Source organism: Granulicella rosea, from assembly GCF_900188085.1.
In the GTDB taxonomy this organism is placed as follows: domain Bacteria; phylum Acidobacteriota; class Terriglobia; order Terriglobales; family Acidobacteriaceae; genus Edaphobacter; species Edaphobacter rosea.
The window spans coordinates 1-17,011 of record NZ_FZOU01000014.1 but is presented as its reverse complement, the minus strand read 5'-3'; the positions used below and the strand labels follow the sequence as shown (position 1 = coordinate 17,011).

The 17,011-nt window shown below is 64.9% G+C and carries 9 protein-coding genes and 1 pseudogene; 4 read left to right on the top strand and 6 right to left on the bottom strand.

Annotated elements, in window-relative coordinates; translation table 11 throughout:
* Nucleotides 1-86 precede the first annotated feature (86 nt).
* The 3 genes from wecB to gnd all read right to left on the bottom strand — a co-directional run bounded on the left by wecB (nucleotide 87) and on the right by gnd (nucleotide 5,933).
* Complete coding sequence (gene wecB, locus CHB87_RS20855; protein ID WP_089410393.1) at nucleotides 87-3,431, bottom strand: non-hydrolyzing UDP-N-acetylglucosamine 2-epimerase; 3,345 nt, start codon at nucleotides 3,429-3,431, stop codon at nucleotides 87-89.
* A complete protein-coding gene (locus tag CHB87_RS20850) occupies nucleotides 3,428-4,717 on the bottom strand; it encodes a tetratricopeptide repeat protein (RefSeq protein ID WP_089410392.1) in 1,290 nt (429 codons plus the stop codon). Before CHB87_RS20850 ends, wecB begins: the two co-directional genes overlap by 4 nt.
* Before the next feature lie 193 nt (nucleotides 4,718-4,910).
* The gene (gnd, locus tag CHB87_RS20845; protein WP_089410391.1) at nucleotides 4,911-5,933 is read right to left on the bottom strand and encodes a phosphogluconate dehydrogenase (NAD(+)-dependent, decarboxylating); all 1,023 of its coding nucleotides are present in this window, start codon (nucleotides 5,931-5,933) and stop codon (nucleotides 4,911-4,913) included.
* A 291-nt stretch (nucleotides 5,934-6,224) separates the two neighbouring features.
* Between gnd and CHB87_RS20840 the strand changes: the two genes are divergently transcribed.
* The 4 genes from CHB87_RS20840 to CHB87_RS20825 are packed head-to-tail and all read left to right on the top strand — an operon-like array spanning nucleotide 6,225 to nucleotide 12,177.
* The gene (locus tag CHB87_RS20840) at nucleotides 6,225-7,538 is read left to right on the top strand and encodes an HlyD family secretion protein (protein WP_176441901.1); all 1,314 of its coding nucleotides are present in this window, start codon (nucleotides 6,225-6,227) and stop codon (nucleotides 7,536-7,538) included.
* A gap of 35 nt (nucleotides 7,539-7,573) precedes the next feature.
* Complete coding sequence (locus CHB87_RS20835; RefSeq protein WP_089410389.1) at nucleotides 7,574-9,256, top strand: glycosyltransferase family 2 protein; 1,683 nt, start codon at nucleotides 7,574-7,576, stop codon at nucleotides 9,254-9,256.
* Nucleotides 9,253-11,193, top strand: a complete 1,941-nt coding sequence (locus tag CHB87_RS20830; RefSeq protein WP_089410388.1) for a TolC family protein — start codon at nucleotides 9,253-9,255, stop codon at nucleotides 11,191-11,193. Before CHB87_RS20835 ends, CHB87_RS20830 begins: the two co-directional genes overlap by 4 nt.
* A complete protein-coding gene (locus CHB87_RS20825) occupies nucleotides 11,194-12,177 on the top strand; it encodes a hypothetical protein (RefSeq protein WP_089410387.1) in 984 nt (327 codons plus the stop codon). It abuts the gene before it with no gap.
* 201 nt (nucleotides 12,178-12,378) lie between these two features.
* Here CHB87_RS20825 and CHB87_RS20820 read toward each other — a convergent pair whose 3' ends face one another.
* The 3 genes and pseudogenes from CHB87_RS20820 to CHB87_RS22395 all read right to left on the bottom strand — a co-directional run.
* Nucleotides 12,379-14,706, bottom strand: a complete 2,328-nt coding sequence (locus CHB87_RS20820; protein ID WP_089410386.1) for a glycosyl hydrolase — start codon at nucleotides 14,704-14,706, stop codon at nucleotides 12,379-12,381.
* 83 nt (nucleotides 14,707-14,789) lie between these two features.
* Complete coding sequence (locus CHB87_RS20815; protein ID WP_089410385.1) at nucleotides 14,790-15,836, bottom strand: PDDEXK nuclease domain-containing protein; 1,047 nt, start codon at nucleotides 15,834-15,836, stop codon at nucleotides 14,790-14,792.
* Between the two features lie 188 nt (nucleotides 15,837-16,024).
* Nucleotides 16,025-17,011 (bottom strand): annotated as a pseudogene (locus tag CHB87_RS22395) (hypothetical protein); the annotation flags it as partial.

The following is a 17,011-nucleotide window of genomic DNA, read 5'->3' as shown; positions in this document are numbered from 1 at the left end:
AAGAACGAAGGCCAAAGCAGATCCTTCGCGACGCTCAGGTTGACAAACATTGAGCGCGGTCGCCGTATACCTCAACGAAATTTGCCTTAAGTCCGAGCCGCCACGGCCAACCGGGGATTTTCGCCGGCACGCTCGAACGAGTCCAGATTCGCGCCGAACTCCTGCACGGGCAGCCCAGCGAAGAAGTCCGCGATCCGGCCCGCGGCGTGTCCATCTCCGTACGGATTGGCCTTCGGGCGAAGCTGCTGCAAACTCAGCGTAAGCCGTTCGACTGCCGCGACGATGCGGGTCGGCTCCGTGCCGACCAACCACGCAACGCCTGCCTCCACGCCCTCCGGACGCTCCGTCGTCTCGCGAAGAATCAGCACCGGCTTGCCGAACGATGGCGCCTCTTCCTGGATGCCGCCGGAGTCGGTCATGACGAGGTCGCAGTCGTTCAACAGTTCGAGCAGGCGGTCGTAGGAGGCGGGCCCGGTCAGCGCGACGCCGGACGTCTCGCGCAGAAAATGCCGCGCGCGTTCGCCGACCTGCGGGTTCGGATGCAGAGGCCACACAAACTGGTAGCGTCCGGGATGATTCGCCGCCAGCGCGCGGATGGCGCGGCAGAGATTTTCAATCCCCTGCTCGAGATTCTCGCGGCGATGCGCCGTGACCAGAACGCGCAGCGGCCGCGTGCCGATCGCGGAATTCGCGGGCTGACCCTGCAAGGAGATGCCGAGCCGCTGGGCGTTGCGGCGAAGCGCATCGATGCCCGTATTGCCGGTCACGACGATCGTGCGTGGCGCGACGCCCTCGCGGAGCAGGTTCTGCCGGGCCATCGGGGTAGCGGCAAAGTGGACGGTCGCGAAGATGCCGACCATGCGCCGGTTGAACTCCTCCGGAAACGGGTTGCGCAGATCGTTGGTGCGCAGCCCCGCCTCGATGTGCGCGATCTTGCAGCCCGCATAGAAGGCGGCGAGTCCGGCCATGGCCGTGGTTGCGGTGTCGCCCTGCACGATGACCCACTCCGGCCGGATCTCCGCGAGCACGGTCTCGAAGGCCGTGAGTACTCGGGCGGAGATGGCGGCCAGCGACTGGCCGGGCGTCATCAGCGCGAGGTTGCGATCGACCCTGACGCCGAAGAGCGAGAGCGCGTCGCTCACCATATCCATATGCTGGCCGGTCGCGCAGACAAAGACCGGATCGGGCTCCTTCATGATCTCCGCGCGAAGCCGCAACTCGCGGATGACCGGCGCCAGCTTGATGGCCTCGGGCCGTGTGCCGATAGCCACGACAAAGCGGCGGCTCTGCATGGTGGGAGTCCATTTGGACGCGACGGAGTGGAGCACGGAGAACCTCTTTCCAATGGGTGCGGCAGGTACGATGCGGGTCACGGCGGTGCGTGGATTGCGCAGATGTTCGCGCGAGGCGTTCGACTGTGCCGGAGCGGGCGCCGGCGGCTGCATGCTAATCACAACAGGCGTTGGCGGCTTGACGGAGGTGACCGGGCGCTGCGCGGCGGGCTTCGCCACGGTCGGCATGGCGACGACCGGCACCGCGGCCGGCTCCGTGGGAGGCGCCGCATGCACGAACTCCGGCGGATGGGCCGGCGGCGCAGGTGTGGCGACGGGAAAGATCTTGATCTCGCCCGAGGCCAGCCGCGCCGGGGCGACCGTGGTAAAGGTCGCTGCGGGTGCAGCGGCCGGCTGCATGGGAATCTCGACCGCAGCGGGCACGACGGATTGCACGGACTCGGTATAGATCGTGCGCAGGCCCGAGGGGAGATCGGCGCTGAGGTCCATCTCAGCCAGGTGCGACGCCGGGAAGGCCGCGCGTGCATCCGCGCCGGTCGCCTCGTTCATCGCCGCACGCGACTGACGTTGCAGGTTGAGCACCATCAGAAGCTGGTCCTTCGTGATGGCGCTCTCCGCCAGCAGAATCTGCCCCAGCGGCATATTGCGATCAGTGGTGCGGCTTTGAATGCCGAGCGCCTTGCGCAGTTGCACGGGCGAGATGAAGCGATGTTCCAGCAGCAGGTCGCCCAGCGGACGATGCCGCTGTAGCAGCGCCTCCACGTTAGGAAACTCGTGCGCCGTCTTCAGCCATTTCAGCGGCTTGCCCGAATAGATCGAGTGCGTGAACCGCCGGATCGCATGATAGGTGCAGTAGAAGTCGATGATGTTCGACCACACGATGCGCACCGGCGCAAGCAGCATCTGGCGCCGGCTGGCGATCTGTCCCACGCAGCGCGCGCGCTGGAAGATGCGGTTCACCAGCAGGATCAGGTTCGCGTCGATCATCAGCGAAAGCGCGTGGTGCGGATAGTAAGGCGGCAGACTCTGTGACCACGTGAGATGGTGCGCAAGCCCCCAGCCGATGTTGAAGCAAAGCTCGAAGAAGATGAACGCGGCGCCCAGGTTCAGGATGCTCGTCAGCACGCCGATGCGGTCGCGCATGAGCATGTAGCGCTCGCGCCAGCCCGTTCCCCAACCCAGCTTCTGCGCGCCCTGGAAGGCGATGCCCAGCATCCAGCGCTGCTTCTGACGCACCGCGTCGCCGAAGATCGCCGGGAAGAACTCGCGGATGGCGACGAGCTCTTTGATGTAGCGGCCCTTGGCGTCGGTACGATCGACCCACACCTCCGCGATGCCCGATTTGCGTGCGTTGCGAAAGAGCCGGAAGGAGAAGTCGTAGTCCTCCGTCAGCGAGACCGGCGGAAAGAGAATGTGGTTCGTCTGCTCGGCAAGTTCATCGCACGCCGCGCGCGAGAAGGCCGTGCCGACGCCCGCCGAAGGCACCATGCCGCCGACCGCGAGGCGCGAGGTCAACCCCTTCAGGTGAACCTCCGCGAACTCATCCAGATACGTGCCGCCGGTCAGCTTGTTCAGGCTGCGCTCATACGGAATGACGGGAAGCTGAACCAGGTCGTACTCCGGCACGAAGCGGTTGAAGACCTTCAGCGTCAGCGGATGCACGACGTCCTCCGCATCCTGCAGACAGAAGATCTCGTATCGCTCGCCGGATTCGCGCTCGCGCAGCTTGATGGTCTCGACGATCCAGTTCAAGCAGTCGGCCTTGCTCGTAGGCCCATCGTTGGGGCACACGACACGGTGGATGTGCTTTCGGTCGAAGGCCGCGCGCGCCACCTCCATCTGCGTGGCCTCATCGTTCGGATAGGTGCCGACGAAGATGTCGTAGTTCTCATACTCCAGCCGGTCGCAGGTGCTCTCGAGCATCGCGCCGATGACCGCCGACTCGTCCCAAGCAGGCACCATGATGGCGATGCGCTTCTCCGGAATGCCGTGCAGCTCCGCCTCTTCGCAGGTGGGATTCTCGCGCCCCTGTCCGATCAGCCGGCGCAACGGCTTCACATAGAAGACGAGGTCGAGGAAAGCGTCGTTCAGGCCGCCGAAGAGATACAGCACGGCCAGCACCCACATCAGGGCGATCAATGCGGGCCTCCGGCGGGCGGCTCGACCGCCGATTCACCCCGGTCGCTGTGCTTCAGGAAAAAGAGCTTGTCGAAGGTCAGGCGGACGCGGATGTCGTTGTACTCCGAGCCGTAGGGATTGACGGAGTTGGTGTGAAACGGCAGGTAGTAGCCCCGCACATACTCCGCCCGCAGCGCGGCGCCCGGAAACCGCGCGAGCGAGAACTGCACCCCGGGGATCATCTCGGCGATGTTGTTGTAGAACTGCTGGTTGACGTCGAAGGCAAAGCTCTGCTGGAAGAAGGGCGAGATACGCAGCGCGCCGGTCGTCAGGTCGTAGGTCTCCTGCGGCTGCAGGTACGCGATGATGTTGTCCTGATACCGCGAGTAGAAGCCCACAGAACCATTCGCCTGCACCGAAAGCCGATGCAGCGGCGAGCCCGCGCCGGGCCGGAAGAGGTTGTAGTAACCGGCCACCATGCGAAAGTCGGGGATCACCGCCGCCGTATGGTTGCGTCCGGCATAGAGCGCATAGGCTGCATTCGCCTCGGTCGAGACGAAGTAGTGCGCGCCCTGCGGCTGATAGGCAAGCCCCACGCCACTGAGAAAGGCGTTGTCGGAGAAGATCTGCGGCAGCGGTCCGTTCTGCGAGGCCGTGTCGCGCAGCAGACGTGCGCCCACATACGCACGGATCGGCGAGTCCTTGCCGCCCACGCGTTCGAAGTACCGGGCATAGGCGTCGACCACGCCATCGTCGAAGCGGTTCAGATATTGCCCGTCGACCGCGATCTCCAGCGTGTGATTCGGAAACTGTGCGTCTATCACCGCGATAGCCTGCCGGGCATGCTCGCGGATCAACGCATCGTCGCCCGCCATGGCGCGGACAAAGGCGGCGCGCGCCTGTTCGTTCTTCTTCTGGTGAAAGAGGATGTAGCCTTCCTGCGCCTCGAAGGTCGGCGTGCTCGCATTCATCCCGCGCAGCGCGTCGATGTCCTCGACAGCGCCGCTCTCGTCGCCGGCATTCAGATCCATGTAGACGATCTGTCGCAACGCCACCAGATCGGACGGATTGACATGCAGCGCGCAGCGCATCAGGTGACGAGCCTCCGCCTGACGGCCCGCGCTCAGGGCTTCAAAGGCCAGCTTGCGAATCGGATAGGTCGTATCGCCGGTCTCCGCGGCGGCGGGGCATGCATCCGAGGCGTCGTTCGCCACCGGCAGCTTGGACTGTTGGGCATGCCCCCCAACCGTGAAGGCCAGCGCCGCGAAACAAACGGCCCCGAAGATACCGCGCAAACGAAACGTCATCAACAATACACACACCTAAATATCTTCCACGGACGAGTGAACGAAACGCACGTCACCCACTCCAAATGCCTGTCCTGCCGAGCTTGGCGAAGGATCTTCGAACAAGAACAGCGCTCGTCATGAAGCTGGCAGGCGCCCTGCTTTCCCGGAACGTCGGAGAAGAAGTGGCGCCTGCCCTTCGAAGACCATCGCGCTACTTGTCCTTGGGCTTCTCCAAATGGCCGCCGAACTCATACCGCATCGCGGAGAGCAGCTTGTTCGAGTAGTCCGCCTCTCCGCGCGAGCTGAAGCGCTCGTAGAGCGAAGCCGTGAGCACCGGCGTGGGCACGCCCTCGTCGATGCCCGCCTTGATGGTCCAGCGACCTTCGCCCGAGTCCGACACGCGTCCGCCGAACTTCGACAGCTCCGGATCGGAGATCAGCGCGGAGGCGGTCAGGTCCAGCAGCCACGATGCGATCACGCTGCCGCGGCGCCAGACCTCGGCGATCTCCGGCAGGTCCATGTCGTACTGGTAGTGCTCCGGATCGCGCAGCGGGGTGGTCTCGGCGTCGATCTCGCCCACATGCTTGCCGATGTTCGCGGCCTTCAGCACGCCCAGACCCTCGGCGTAGGCGGCCATCATGCCGTACTCGATGCCGTTGTGAACCATCTTCACAAAGTGACCGGCGCCGTTGCCGCCGCAGTGCAGGTAGCCTTCCTCGGCGGTGCCCTTGCCGGGCGCGCGGCCGGGAGTCTTGTCCACATTGCCGACGCCGGGCGCAATCGTCTTGAAGATCGGGTCGAGGTGCTTCACCGTCGCCTCCGAGCCTCCGATCATCATGCAGTATCCGCGCTCCAGCCCCCAGACGCCGCCGCTGGTGCCTACGTCCACGTACTCGATGCCGCCGGGACCAAGCACCTTGGCGCGGGCGATGTCGTCGATGTAATACGAGTTGCCGCCGTCGATGAGGATGTCGCCCTTTTCAAGGTGCGGGGCGATCTGCTCGATGGTCTGATCGACCACGCCAGCCGGAATCATGAGCCAGATGGCGCGCGGCAGCTCCAGCTTCGCGACCATGTCCTCGATGGAGGTTGCGCCGGTGACGCCCGGAGTCTTCGCGAGATCGTCGACGGCCTGCTGCGACCGGTCGAAGACGACGCAGGTGTGCCCGTGGGCGGCCAACCGCTTCACCATGTTCGCGCCCATACGACCGAGTCCTACCATTGCCAGTTGCATGAAACCTCCTGTGTGCCGTTCCGTTCTGGGTTAGATGTCGCAAAAGCAAAAGTGTAGGTACAGATTCTCGTCGCTTCCGGCCAGTGACCGGTTTTCGATCGCTCCCACGGCGATTCTATCGGAGCCGCGTGAAAAGACGTACCCGAGCAGCGATTCCGGATGGACAACTCACCGAATGTCGCCATACGACCCAGACCGGTAGTTACCAAAAGTTTATTGACGAAAGGGATTCCATGCGGTCTTCTGAGGTGGTTACCCATTTATCCAGAAAGCCTGTCCCTCAGGAGAACCATGTCTAACCTCATTGAGTCGCCGCCCCAGGAGCTTGCCGCGGACAACGAGATACGACTCTCGGCGCCGCCGACGCCCACCCAGTTGCCGAACGAGCCGGTGCGTTGGCGTCTGATCCGGCTCCTGGTCGCGCTTCCGCTGCTGGTCGTCTCGCTGGCGGCGCTCTTTCCGCTTTCGGTGGTCCCCGTAAGCACGCAGGCCGTGGTGAACGCACGTCTGTCGGAGGTGAAGGCGCCGATCGAAGGGCAGGTCGGCGAGGTCAGGCTTGAGACCGGCGACTCGGTTGTGACGAACCAGGTGCTGGCGACGACCACGGTTGCGCCCTCCATGCTGCACGCGGAGGCGGTTGGCGATACCCGCCGGCGCAGCGATTTGAAGGAAGAGTCCGCCAAGCTGAACGCATCGCTGATTGCGGCGCAGTTGGAGAAGGCTCGCTACGACAAGATGTACAACGATTACATGCAGCACACGGGCGCGGACCTGACGCTGCAGGTGCGCGAGGCGCAGACCGCGTACGACACCGCGCAGAAGCGGGCGCAGTCGGCCGCCGATGACCTCGAACGCAACCGCCAGGCGCTGAAGGAGCACCTGATCTCGCGGCCGATGCTGGACCAGGCGACGGAGAAGGCCGACGCGGCGCAGAGTGAGGCCGATACGCGCGGCGCCAACCTGCGCCGGCTGAAGCAACAGGCGTCCGATGTGAAGGCCGGCTTCGTACTCGATCCCAGCAAGACGCCCGCGTTCCTGAGCGCGCGCGACAACGCCGCGGCGCAGGTCGACCGGTTGCGCGAGGAGAAGGCGGCGCTCGACGACCAGCTTCTGGGCAGCGACGGACTCCCCACACCCGTGACCGGCGCGAACGGCGAACCCGTGAAGGGCGCCCGGACGACGATCTACAGCCCGGTCTCGGGCACGATCTGGTCCCGCACGGTGGCGACCGGTCAGGCGGTACAGGAGGGCGACGACCTCTTCCGCATCGCCGACGCGAACTCGATCCACGTCGAGGTGTGGCTGGACCGGCGGTACGGGCCGCAACTCGCCATCGGCGATATCGCGCTGGTCTACCTGAACGGCATGGGCAAGGAGCTGCGCGGCCGCGTGACCTCGTTCGAGGGCACGAGCCGCCGCCGGCTGGATGAAGAGGTCAACGCAATCGACCTGCAGGCCGTCCACCCGGACCAGTACCACGTGAGCATCGAGCTCGATCCGGTCGACCGCAGGGCCGAGTACATCGGGCAGTCGGCCAAGGTTCTGTTCCCGGGTTCGAAACATCCTCTGCGGGCGAGCATTTATTTCTGGATCACACGCATGTAGCTCGCACCGTATGAGCTGCCGCTGAGGAGTACCTCTTGATCGACCTCTTTCCCGGATTTCTGGGATATCTGATTTTTCTGGTTGCGGTGCTGATCATCGCTCCGATGCTGCCCTGGAAGGCGCCGTTTGTCCGGGCGATCGGCGCGTTCATCGTCGTTTATTTCAATCTGCGGTACGAGCTCTGGCGGTTTTCGGACACGCTGCCGGCGGCGGGCTTCACGCTCCAGTTCTTCTGGAGCGGCATCGTCTTCATCGCCGAACTGGTGGCGGTTCTCCAACTGAGCTTCCAGATGTTGCTCTTCATCCGCCTCTCCGACCGAACGGAGGAGGCCAATCAGCGCGAGGCGCAGTTGATGGCTTCGGGCGTCTTCCCTACGGTCGACGTCTTCATTCCGACGGTGAACGAGGGCTGGGAGATTCTGGAGCGCAGCATCTATGCCGCGCAGCAGCTTCGCTGGAAGAACCTCGAGATCTATGTGCTGGACGACGGCGACCGGCCGTGGCTGCGTCAGCGCTGCGAGGCTGGCGGCGTCGGCTACATTCGCCGCGACGGCAACAAGGGATATAAGGCAGGCAACGTCAACAATGCGCTGGCGCAGACCTCGGGCGAGTTCATCCTTTCGATCGACGCGGACTTCGTCGTCTATCCGCACTTTCTCGAACGCACGGTCGGGTTCATGCGCGACCAGAAGATCGCGCTCGTCCAGACGCCCGGCAACCTGACCAACGCCGACCCGATCCAGTACAACCTGAAGGGCGAGGACGCGTGGCCGGAGGAGCAGCGCGTCTTCACCGACATCGTGCAGCCGGGCCGCGATACCTGGGACAACGCCTTCTGCTATGGCGGCTCGTTTCTGGTGCGGCGCAGCGCGCTCGATAAGATCGGCGGCATTCCGGAGGACAGCATCACGGAGGATCTGTACTCGTCGTACCTGCTGCGCGCGGCGGGCTACACGGTGCGGTATCTGAACGAGACGCTGAGCGAAGGGCTGGCGGCGGAGAGCCTCGCGGGCTTCATCCGGCAGCGCAGCCGCTGGGCGATGGGGACGCTGCAGTGCCTGTACCTGCCGGGCGGACCGCTGCGCGCGCGCGGCCTCAGCCTGCTCGACCGCCTGTTCTTTCTCGACCCCATCCTCTTTTATCTCAGCTACTTCTGGCCGTTCCTGATCCTGACCGCGCCGGGCATCTATTGGTGGACCGGGATTCCGCCGTTCAACGCCGAGGTAGGCCACCTGATTACGATGATGGTGCCGCGCATGGCGCTGAGCATGATCGTGCTCTACTGGCTGACCGGTCGGCGCGTGGTGCCGATCGTCTCGGAGCTGGGCCGCATTGTCGGCATCTTCTACTTCATTCCGACCATCGTCCGCGGCCTGATCCATCCCTTCGGCCACCGTTTCCGCGTAACGCTGAAGGGCGAGACGCGCGACAAGTACGTCTTTCAGTGGCAGGCCGTGCGCGGCTTTCTGGCGCTGCTGACGCTGACGATTCTGGGAATGCTCGTGAACCTGACGCCGTACGGCCCGCGCTGGCTGGTGTGGGACACCAACACGCCGCAGGTGCTGGCGTTCTCGATCTTCGACTTCTGGCTGATCTTCCTGGCGCTGATTGTGTGCGTCGAGCGGCCGAGCGACGACAGCACACGGTTCCGGCACGCCGTTACACAGGGCGGCTTCCTGAAATCCATGTACGTGCTCGCCCGGAGGATCCTGAGTTGAGCGCGAATACACATAAAGTCAACGTTCTGGCGGCTGCGTTCCTCTGCGGCGCGGCGGGTTTGGCGCGCGGCCAGCAGGCGGCGCTGCCCGCCGGCCCGGCGCCCGCGAAGACGGCGACCGCCGGGTACGGGGTTGGGGCAAACGCTCCGTCGCGGTTCGACTCGCTCTTCAGCCGGTACGCCTTCAACTACAGGGCGACGACGCTCGAACCAATGCAGTTCACCGATTCGATGGGCGACGCGGAGCGCGCGGCGCTGCTGGTCTCGGACGGGGCGATCCGGCTATCGCTGAAGGACGCCATCGCGCTGGCGGTGGAGAACAATCTCGACGTGGAGTCGGTGCGGCTGTTGAACCCGATGGCGCGGGCGGACCTTGCGCGGGCGCGCTCCGGCCAGTTGCTGCGCAATCTGCCCAGCAACACCAACCCCGGCGCGTCGAGCGCCTCGGGCACGCTGGCGACCGCCTCGCCCTTCGGCTACGAGGGTACCGGCGCGCCGGGCGGCACGCTCCTGAGCGGACTGAACGTGCAGCTTGCGGGCTCTCAGATTCCGAACACCGAGCCGGTGTTCTTCGCGACGGGCCGGATCGTCGCCGACCAACTGCCGCTCGCCAACCTGACGGTGACGGGCACGAACTTTCTCGACAGCCACATTCAGGACTACCAGGCCGGGCTGCGCAAGGGTTATCTGACCGGCACGACCCTGACGGCGGCCTTCGAAGACATCCGCACCAGCCGCAACGCGCCGTACGACTCGATCAACCCGTCCCTGGCGGCGAACGCCTTCTTCCGGGTGGACCAGCACCTGCTGCAGGGGTTTGGCTGGAAGACGAACACGCGGGCGATCCATATTGCGAAGAACAACGCCAGGTTGGCGGATTCGGTCTTCGAGCAGCAGTTGATTCTTACGGTCGCCGAGGTGCAGGGACTCTACTACGATCTCATCTCGTTCGTGGCGCAGCGGCGCGTGCTGGCCGAGGCCGTGGATCGCGACCAGCATGTGCTGGAACAGACGAAGGGCCGGCTGGACCTGGGGCTGGCGGCGGAGTCGGACGTCATTCAGGCGCAGATACGCGTGGACGGCAACCACCAGGCGCTGACGGATGCGGACGCGCAGATCGCCGAGCAGGAGGCGACGCTGAAGAGCGTGCTGACGCATGCCGGGCTTGAAGATCCCAGGATCGTCAACGCGCGTCTGGAGCTGACGGACGACTTCAGCGCCGTCGACCCGGCGCTGCTGACGGCCGACGTCAACACGCTGGGCGACCGGGCGGTTGCGGCGCGCGTCGAGATGAAGGAGGCCGATCTGGCGCTCGAGAACGCCCGCCTGAGTCTGCAGGGCACGCGCAATGCGGTCAGGCCGGTCTTCGACGTCTACGCCCTGGTGCAGGGCAACGGTCTGGCGGGGCGTTTGAATCCGCTGGCGCCGGCGAATATCCAGACCGCGACGGACCGGAAGTTCGTCGGCAACTTCGGGTCGGCGCTGAGCCAGATCGCGCAGGGCGCGTTCCCGGACTACGAGGTAGGCTTCCAACTGAATGTGCCGCTGGTGAACCGGGCGGCGCAGTCGGACCTGGCGCGGGATCAGGTGGAGCTGCGTCAGCGGGAGATCGCGCGGCAGTCGCTGCGCAATGGCGTGCGGCTGCAGACGATCAAGTCGGCGCTGGCGCTGCGGCAGGCGAAGGCCCAGTACGACCTGAGCGTCGGCGCGCGCAAGCTGATGGAGCACAATCTCGCGACCGAGAGGAAGATGTTCGACTTCGGAACCTCCGATCCGACGCGGCTCTATGCGGTGCAAAGCGCGCTCGACCGCAGCCGGATTCAGGAGATCACGGCGCGCAACACGCTCGCACGCGCGCAGATCAACCTGCAGGCCGTCTTGAACCAGACGCTTGAGGTAAACGGCGTGGCGGTCGACGCCAGCAGGACCGGACACTAGATGCGGCACGATCGCCGCGTGGCTGCGCTGGGTGTGGCGGCTTTACTGGCGCTCGCCGCTTTGCTGGGGGTCTCAGGCTGCCGGCGTCAGCCGAAACTTGCTCCGGCAAGCACGGATTTTCGCGGCTACATCGCCGACCCTTCGGCGCGGATGATCGCCTACTCCCCCGTTGGCGCGGTGCTGCAGGATCCTTCGCATCGCGTGCTGAGGGATCAGCTTGCGTTGCTGCGGACGCGCTTCGACGGCCTGTCGCTCTACCAGACGACTTCGGACACGGCCGCACTGGTGGCCATCGCGCGGGAGCTGGGTTTTCGCGCGGTGCTCTTCACGATCTGGGACCCGAAGGCCGAGCCGGAGCTGGCGACCATCTCCAGCATCCTCGCGCAGCAGCACGGCGCGATGGCCTTCGCGGTGTCGATCGGCTCGGAGGGTCTTTCGGAGAAGCGGTACGCCCTCTCCGATCTCGGCGCGGCACGGTTGCAACTGCGGGAGCGCACGCGCGGGGCGAAGCCGGTCGAGATGACCACGACCGAGCCGTGGTGGTTCTACGGCACGCCGGAGGGACGGCCGGCGGCGAGCTTCGGGGAGTTCACCTCGGCGAACGTGCATGTCGTCTGGGATACGGATATCGTCGATCCGGCGCTGGCTGCGTCGTGGACGCGCGACCGGGCAAACGAGCTGAAGGCGTCGGTGGGGCATCCGGTGCTGATTCGCGAGCTGGGCATGCCGGGTGGAGGGACGAGTCCGCGTCCGCTGGGCCCGCGCCACGACCGGGAGCTGCTGTTCTCGCGCGAGCTGCAGGCGCAGTTCTGGAGCGCGTGGCAGGGATTGCCGGGGAGACCGCCGGCGGTGGTGTTTGAAGCTATCGACAACCCGGAGAAGCATTGGCGCGACTTCGAATCGACATGGGGGCTGCTGGATGAGTCGCTGCGGCCCTGGCCGGGGTGGGCGGTGTTTCCGGTGCTGGAGCGGGCGAGGCCTTGAGGCCAGAGCAAGCAACAGCCAAAGCCAGACGCGGGTCCTTCGCTACGCTCAGGATGACAAGAGGTTGGATCGGCCAGCAGATGTCAGGATAACAAGCGTTTGGACGGGCCAGTAGAAGTATGCTGCCACAGACGCCTGTCATCCTGAGCACAGCGAAGGATATGCGTCTTGTTTGAATGAGCGAAAATCTTCTCCATTGGCTCACGGCATCTGCAGCAGCCTGCCTTCGGCGCTCATGGACCTAGGGGGCAGTTTCAGGCTGGCGCCGTCGGAGAAGTGGACCACGAGCGGGGTCTCGCCGGGATTGAAGGCGATGTGGGTCTTTGCGCCGCTGGCATTGCGAAAGACGGCGTAGAAGGGCGCGTCGGCCAAAGTCGCGGAGTCGACCTGGCCATACGCCGCCAGGCTTGAAAGCCACGCCAGCTCGTGCGCCCGCGTCTCGCCGTCGAAGACGTATGGCGTGTTGCGAAGATCGGCGAGCGCGGCCTTCGGATCGTAGAAGCCCTGGTAGAGTTCGAGGAGATCGGGCCACTTGTCGGAGGCTGTGGCGATGTGGCCGTGGGTCTCATCGGTAACCTCACGCAGGTTGCGCCGCACGTACGCGGGATGCCGTCCGAGGTAGAGCGAGGCGCCCGTAAAGGGCAGGAACTGGATGCCGTGTTCGTAGGCGCCATCGGCGCCGAACCAGGTGGCGGAGTCGGCCTTGCCGTCGAAGACGTTCGCGATCTGCGTGCGGGTGAAGTTCGCCGGGAAGGTTCGGACCGGGCCGTCGTCGAACCAGTAGCTCTCGGCCGCGGTGGTCTCGAGCGTGTACATCCAGACCGCCGCGTCTTCGAGGCGGGCGTCGTGGATCTCGGCCGCGTAGAGGATGAGGCCGGCCCAGGCGTGGATGGCCTCGGAGCTGGACTCGGCATTCTGACCGTCGCCGAACGGCGCGGCGCCGGCTGCCCAGGAGTGACCGGCGTAGGCGTCGAAGCTGCGAAGTACCGGGTACCGGGTATCATCGGGGTCGATGTTGGCGATGTCCTTCGTCAGCTCGGCGATGAAGGCCCGGTTGCCGGGATCGCGGAGCCAGGCAGGATCGGCAAGACCGAGCTTCGCGGCGGCGTCGATCCAGTAGCCGTAGTGGAAGTGATGGTCGTTCAACTGGGTGTTGCTGCCGTAGGACGCGGGGTAACCGATGAGCGTCTGCCAGTCGGGGTTGTAGCGGAAGTGCGGCAGGCTCTGCTCGCGGGAGCCGCTCCACTGCGCGAAGTGCTGGCTCATCTGTCCGGCGATCTCATGCGCCAGGCCGGTCTGGCCGCAGTTTTGAGCGAGCAGCAGGAGCTCGGCGAGCTTGCCGAAGCTCTTGCCCTGTCCGTAGGTGTCGGGCGCGGCGAAGTCGGCGGGATTGTGGAGCGACTGGCGGATGAGGTTTGCCTCGCCGGCTGTGTCGAATTCGCGCGGCAGAGGCAGGAACGGCAGGATGCCGTGGAAGGTGTTGACGGTGGTGAACGAGCTGCCTTCGAAGACGCGCATGGGTCCGCGGGCCGAGATGTAGCTCGACTCGGCAAGGCCGCTGGGGGTGTCGAGCGCGGTGTACTGATGGGGATAAAGCGCCTGCAGGAAGCCTGCGGCGGCGCCCTCCTTCTGCTCGGTTTCGACGTTGAAGCTGGTCGTGGCCTCGCTCTTCGAACGGTTGTAGGCCCAGTGGAGCGGCGTGGCCGTGGGGAAGGCGAAGGCGAAGCGGCTGTACTCTTCGAGGTCGGACTCCTGGGTGAGGAGCGCGGCGGAGAGGTAGTGGCGGCCGGCGGGCAGGGCGCAGGCGAAGACGGTCTTCCCCGCCGCATCTGTGCGCTCCGACCAGCTTCCGCCCGTGGGGCAGAAGAGTCCGTAGCGGTTCTGTCCGATGTCGACGCCGAGCCGGGTGGCGCCGCGGGAGAAGATGTGCGGGGGCGCGACAAAGGTGAGCGTCACCTCGGCGTCGTTCCCGGCGGTGACGTAGACGAAGGGCATGCCGCGGCCGACGCGTGTGCGGAGCGGGCCGAAGTCGAACTCGACCAGACGGTCGGTGGCGAGGGTCACATCCACATGCTTCGCCTTGAGACCCGGCGCCCCGATGGTGAAGTCGGGCTGTATCGGGTGGACGAAGAAGTTCTTTTCGACCGTGATCTGGTTCGAAGCGCCGATCAGGAGGCCGGTCTCGGTCGTCTGTACGGCGAGCGGCTCGGGAAACATCGTGTAGGCGCCGCCGGAGTCGGTGCGGTTCAACGGAAACCAGTTCTTCGCGGCCCAGAACCGGTGCGTCACGAGGGGCTGATGCGTGCGGTTGAACCTCGGCGGCGGAGGGACGGTAAGCGCATCCGCAGGCAGGGCGGGGGCGGATGCGGCGAGCACGCGGACTGGATCGAGAGACGCCGCGTGCGGCTGGGCGTCGGCACGAAGCTGCTCCTCCGTCGGCGGATGGGCATGCACCATCAGGCCGACGGCGAGGATGAGGCCAGCGCAAAAGCCTGGCAGGATGAGCTTCTGAGTTCCGGGCAGAGACATTCCTCTTCCAGTATCGGCCCTGAAGGCCGCGGACGAGAGGGTATTTGCCGAACGGTCGCCGAGGTACCCGCGATGTCACAGGGCTACTCGGCGGGCCTTGAAGCCAGCATCTCGCGTTCGCGGTCCAGCTCGGCGCGAAGCTCTTCCTCCGACGGAAGCACCAGCTTGTAACGACTGGCGAAGATCTGCTCGTTTTCATGAAGGATGGAGTAGCGCACGATGGAGGCGTCCTTATGCGTACACAGGATGATGCCGACCGTGGGGTTGTCGTCCGGGCCGCGTTTTCGGTCGTCCATCAGGCGCACGTACATATCCATCTGGCCGATGTCCTGATGCGTGAGTTCGCCCGCCTTGAGATCGAAGAGGACGAAACACTTCAGGACATAGTTGTAGAAGACCATATCGAGGTAGAAATCCTTCGATTCGCTGCTGATGCGGACCTGCCTTCCAACGAAGGCGAAGCCGCGCCCCAGCTCCAGCAGAAACGCCTGCAGGTGGTCGAGCAGCGCGCGCTCGAGGTCGGCCTCAAGCAATCGGCCGACGCCGGGCAGGCCGAGGAACTCCAGCATGACGGGGTCGCGGACGAAGTCCCGCGGGGCGGCGACCGAGGCGATGCGCTCCTTCGCCTCCTGCTCGACGGCGTTGCGATCCTGGCTCGAGAGCAGCCGCTCGTAGTAAAGCGTGCCGATCTGGCGGTCGAGCGCGCGCGTCGTCCAACCCTGTGCGGCGGCCTCGTCCATATACCACTGCCTGGCGGCGGGACTTTCGACCTTCAGCAAGGTGCGATAGTGCGTCCAGCTCAATTCGTCACGCAGTGCGTGATGAATTGGAAACGCCTGATAGAACTGCCTCATGTAGCGAAGGTTCGAGACACGGAAGCCCTGTCCGAACTCCGCGGTCAGCGCGGCTGAGAGAGTCTGGAGCAGCGCCGCGCCGTAGTCTGCCCGTGCGAGCCCGTGCTGCTCGAACTCGACGATGTGGCGGCCGATCTCCCAGCAGGTCTGCACCTGGATGACGTCGACCGAGCGCAGCGCCTTTTGCCGCCCGCTCAGGATGAGGAGGCGAAGCTCGCCGAGGAGCGAGCCCGCGCCACGATCCTCGTTGAACGGCGATTTTAGCTCTGCATCCATCCTGATACTTTTGCTCCTCTTTACAGGTCCGCGAATCGCGACAGCTTCAGGGTACACGCTCCCACATGCGGATCGTAACGAAGGATGGACCGGCCCCTCAGTTTCCCATGTGAATTTTGAGTGGTTATGACAACGATATCTCGGCAATTTTCAGGAAACAAATTTCTTGCGCGAGAGGGATCGACATCTCACGGCTCCATCGGCTTGACCTTCGGCGACGTTACCGTCACCGCCGGCGATTTCTCGCTGCTACCGTTCGGCCCTACCGCGACGATCCTGTAGTGCGCCGACTCTCCACGCTCGGGCGCGGGTTCCGTGAAGTAGAGACTCGTAAGTCCGGTTGCGATCGTCTTCTCCTCCGGCTCGAGCGTGCTGCTGCGCGAGACGCGATAGATCCGCGCTCCCTCGACTCGATTCCAGGTGAGCGTCAGCATGCCTTTCGCGACGGACGCCTTCGCGCCGGCCGGAGCTGCCAGCCTCTCGGCGTCCGGCGTCGGCAGCAGACCGTAGACGCAGAACTGACCCGTCCCGACATTCTCCGAGCCGAAGCTGGCGAGATAGACCTGTCCATTGGCGATCGTCGGCGGCGCCATCTTGGAGTACTCGCCACAGTCGTCGCGCGATGGCGTTTCGAGCGAGTTCCAAAGCTCGCGCCGGATATCGTTCGCATCGTATGCGTGCAGAATTCCTGGCCGCGACTCATGCCATGAGTCCCCTGTCGCGTGAATCGCGGCCCACAGAATGCCGTCCTTGTCGCCGTTCGCGGAGAGCGACAGCATGGCTCCCGGATGCCCCTGGTTTGGGATGTCGCGCATGATCCACGGCGTCTCTCCGAGCTTGTCCCCGTCGAACCTGTAGACCTTGGCCTTATCCCGTTGCCCCCAGATGTAAAGCAGGTCGCCGGCCTTCGCGCTGTGCCAGAAGACGAGGCTATGCAGATGCGAGGCCGTCGCCTTGAAGTGCTGGATCGCGTGCTCATCGCCCAGATGCCCGAGATGGCGGGCGTCCAGCGTATACAGGACTCCCTCCTTGCCACCGCCGAGCACGAGATGCGTGCCGGGAATCAGAGTGGCGCCGGAGGAGTCGAGATCGTTGTCGTGCTTGTCGAGTTCGAAGTGATTGGTGGGCGTGAACCAGTCGAGCAGTTGCAGCCGCGGCGTCAGCTTCATGAAGCT

What these genes read in the sequence shown, in the direction of transcription:
- CHB87_RS20850 (WP_089410392.1), bottom strand. Translation starts at nt 4,717, where the DNA reads ATGACGTTTCGTTTGCGCGGTATCTTCGGGGCCGTTTGTTTCGCGGCG.
- gnd (WP_089410391.1), bottom strand. Translation starts at nt 5,933, where the DNA reads ATGCAACTGGCAATGGTAGGACTCGGTCGTATGGGCGCGAACATGGTG.
- CHB87_RS20840 (WP_176441901.1), top strand. Translation starts at nt 6,225, where the DNA reads ATGTCTAACCTCATTGAGTCGCCGCCCCAGGAGCTTGCCGCGGACAAC.
- CHB87_RS20825 (WP_089410387.1), top strand. Translation starts at nt 11,194, where the DNA reads ATGCGGCACGATCGCCGCGTGGCTGCGCTGGGTGTGGCGGCTTTACTG.
- CHB87_RS20820 (WP_089410386.1), bottom strand. Translation starts at nt 14,706, where the DNA reads ATGTCTCTGCCCGGAACTCAGAAGCTCATCCTGCCAGGCTTTTGCGCT.
- CHB87_RS20815 (WP_089410385.1), bottom strand. Translation starts at nt 15,836, where the DNA reads ATGGATGCAGAGCTAAAATCGCCGTTCAACGAGGATCGTGGCGCGGGC.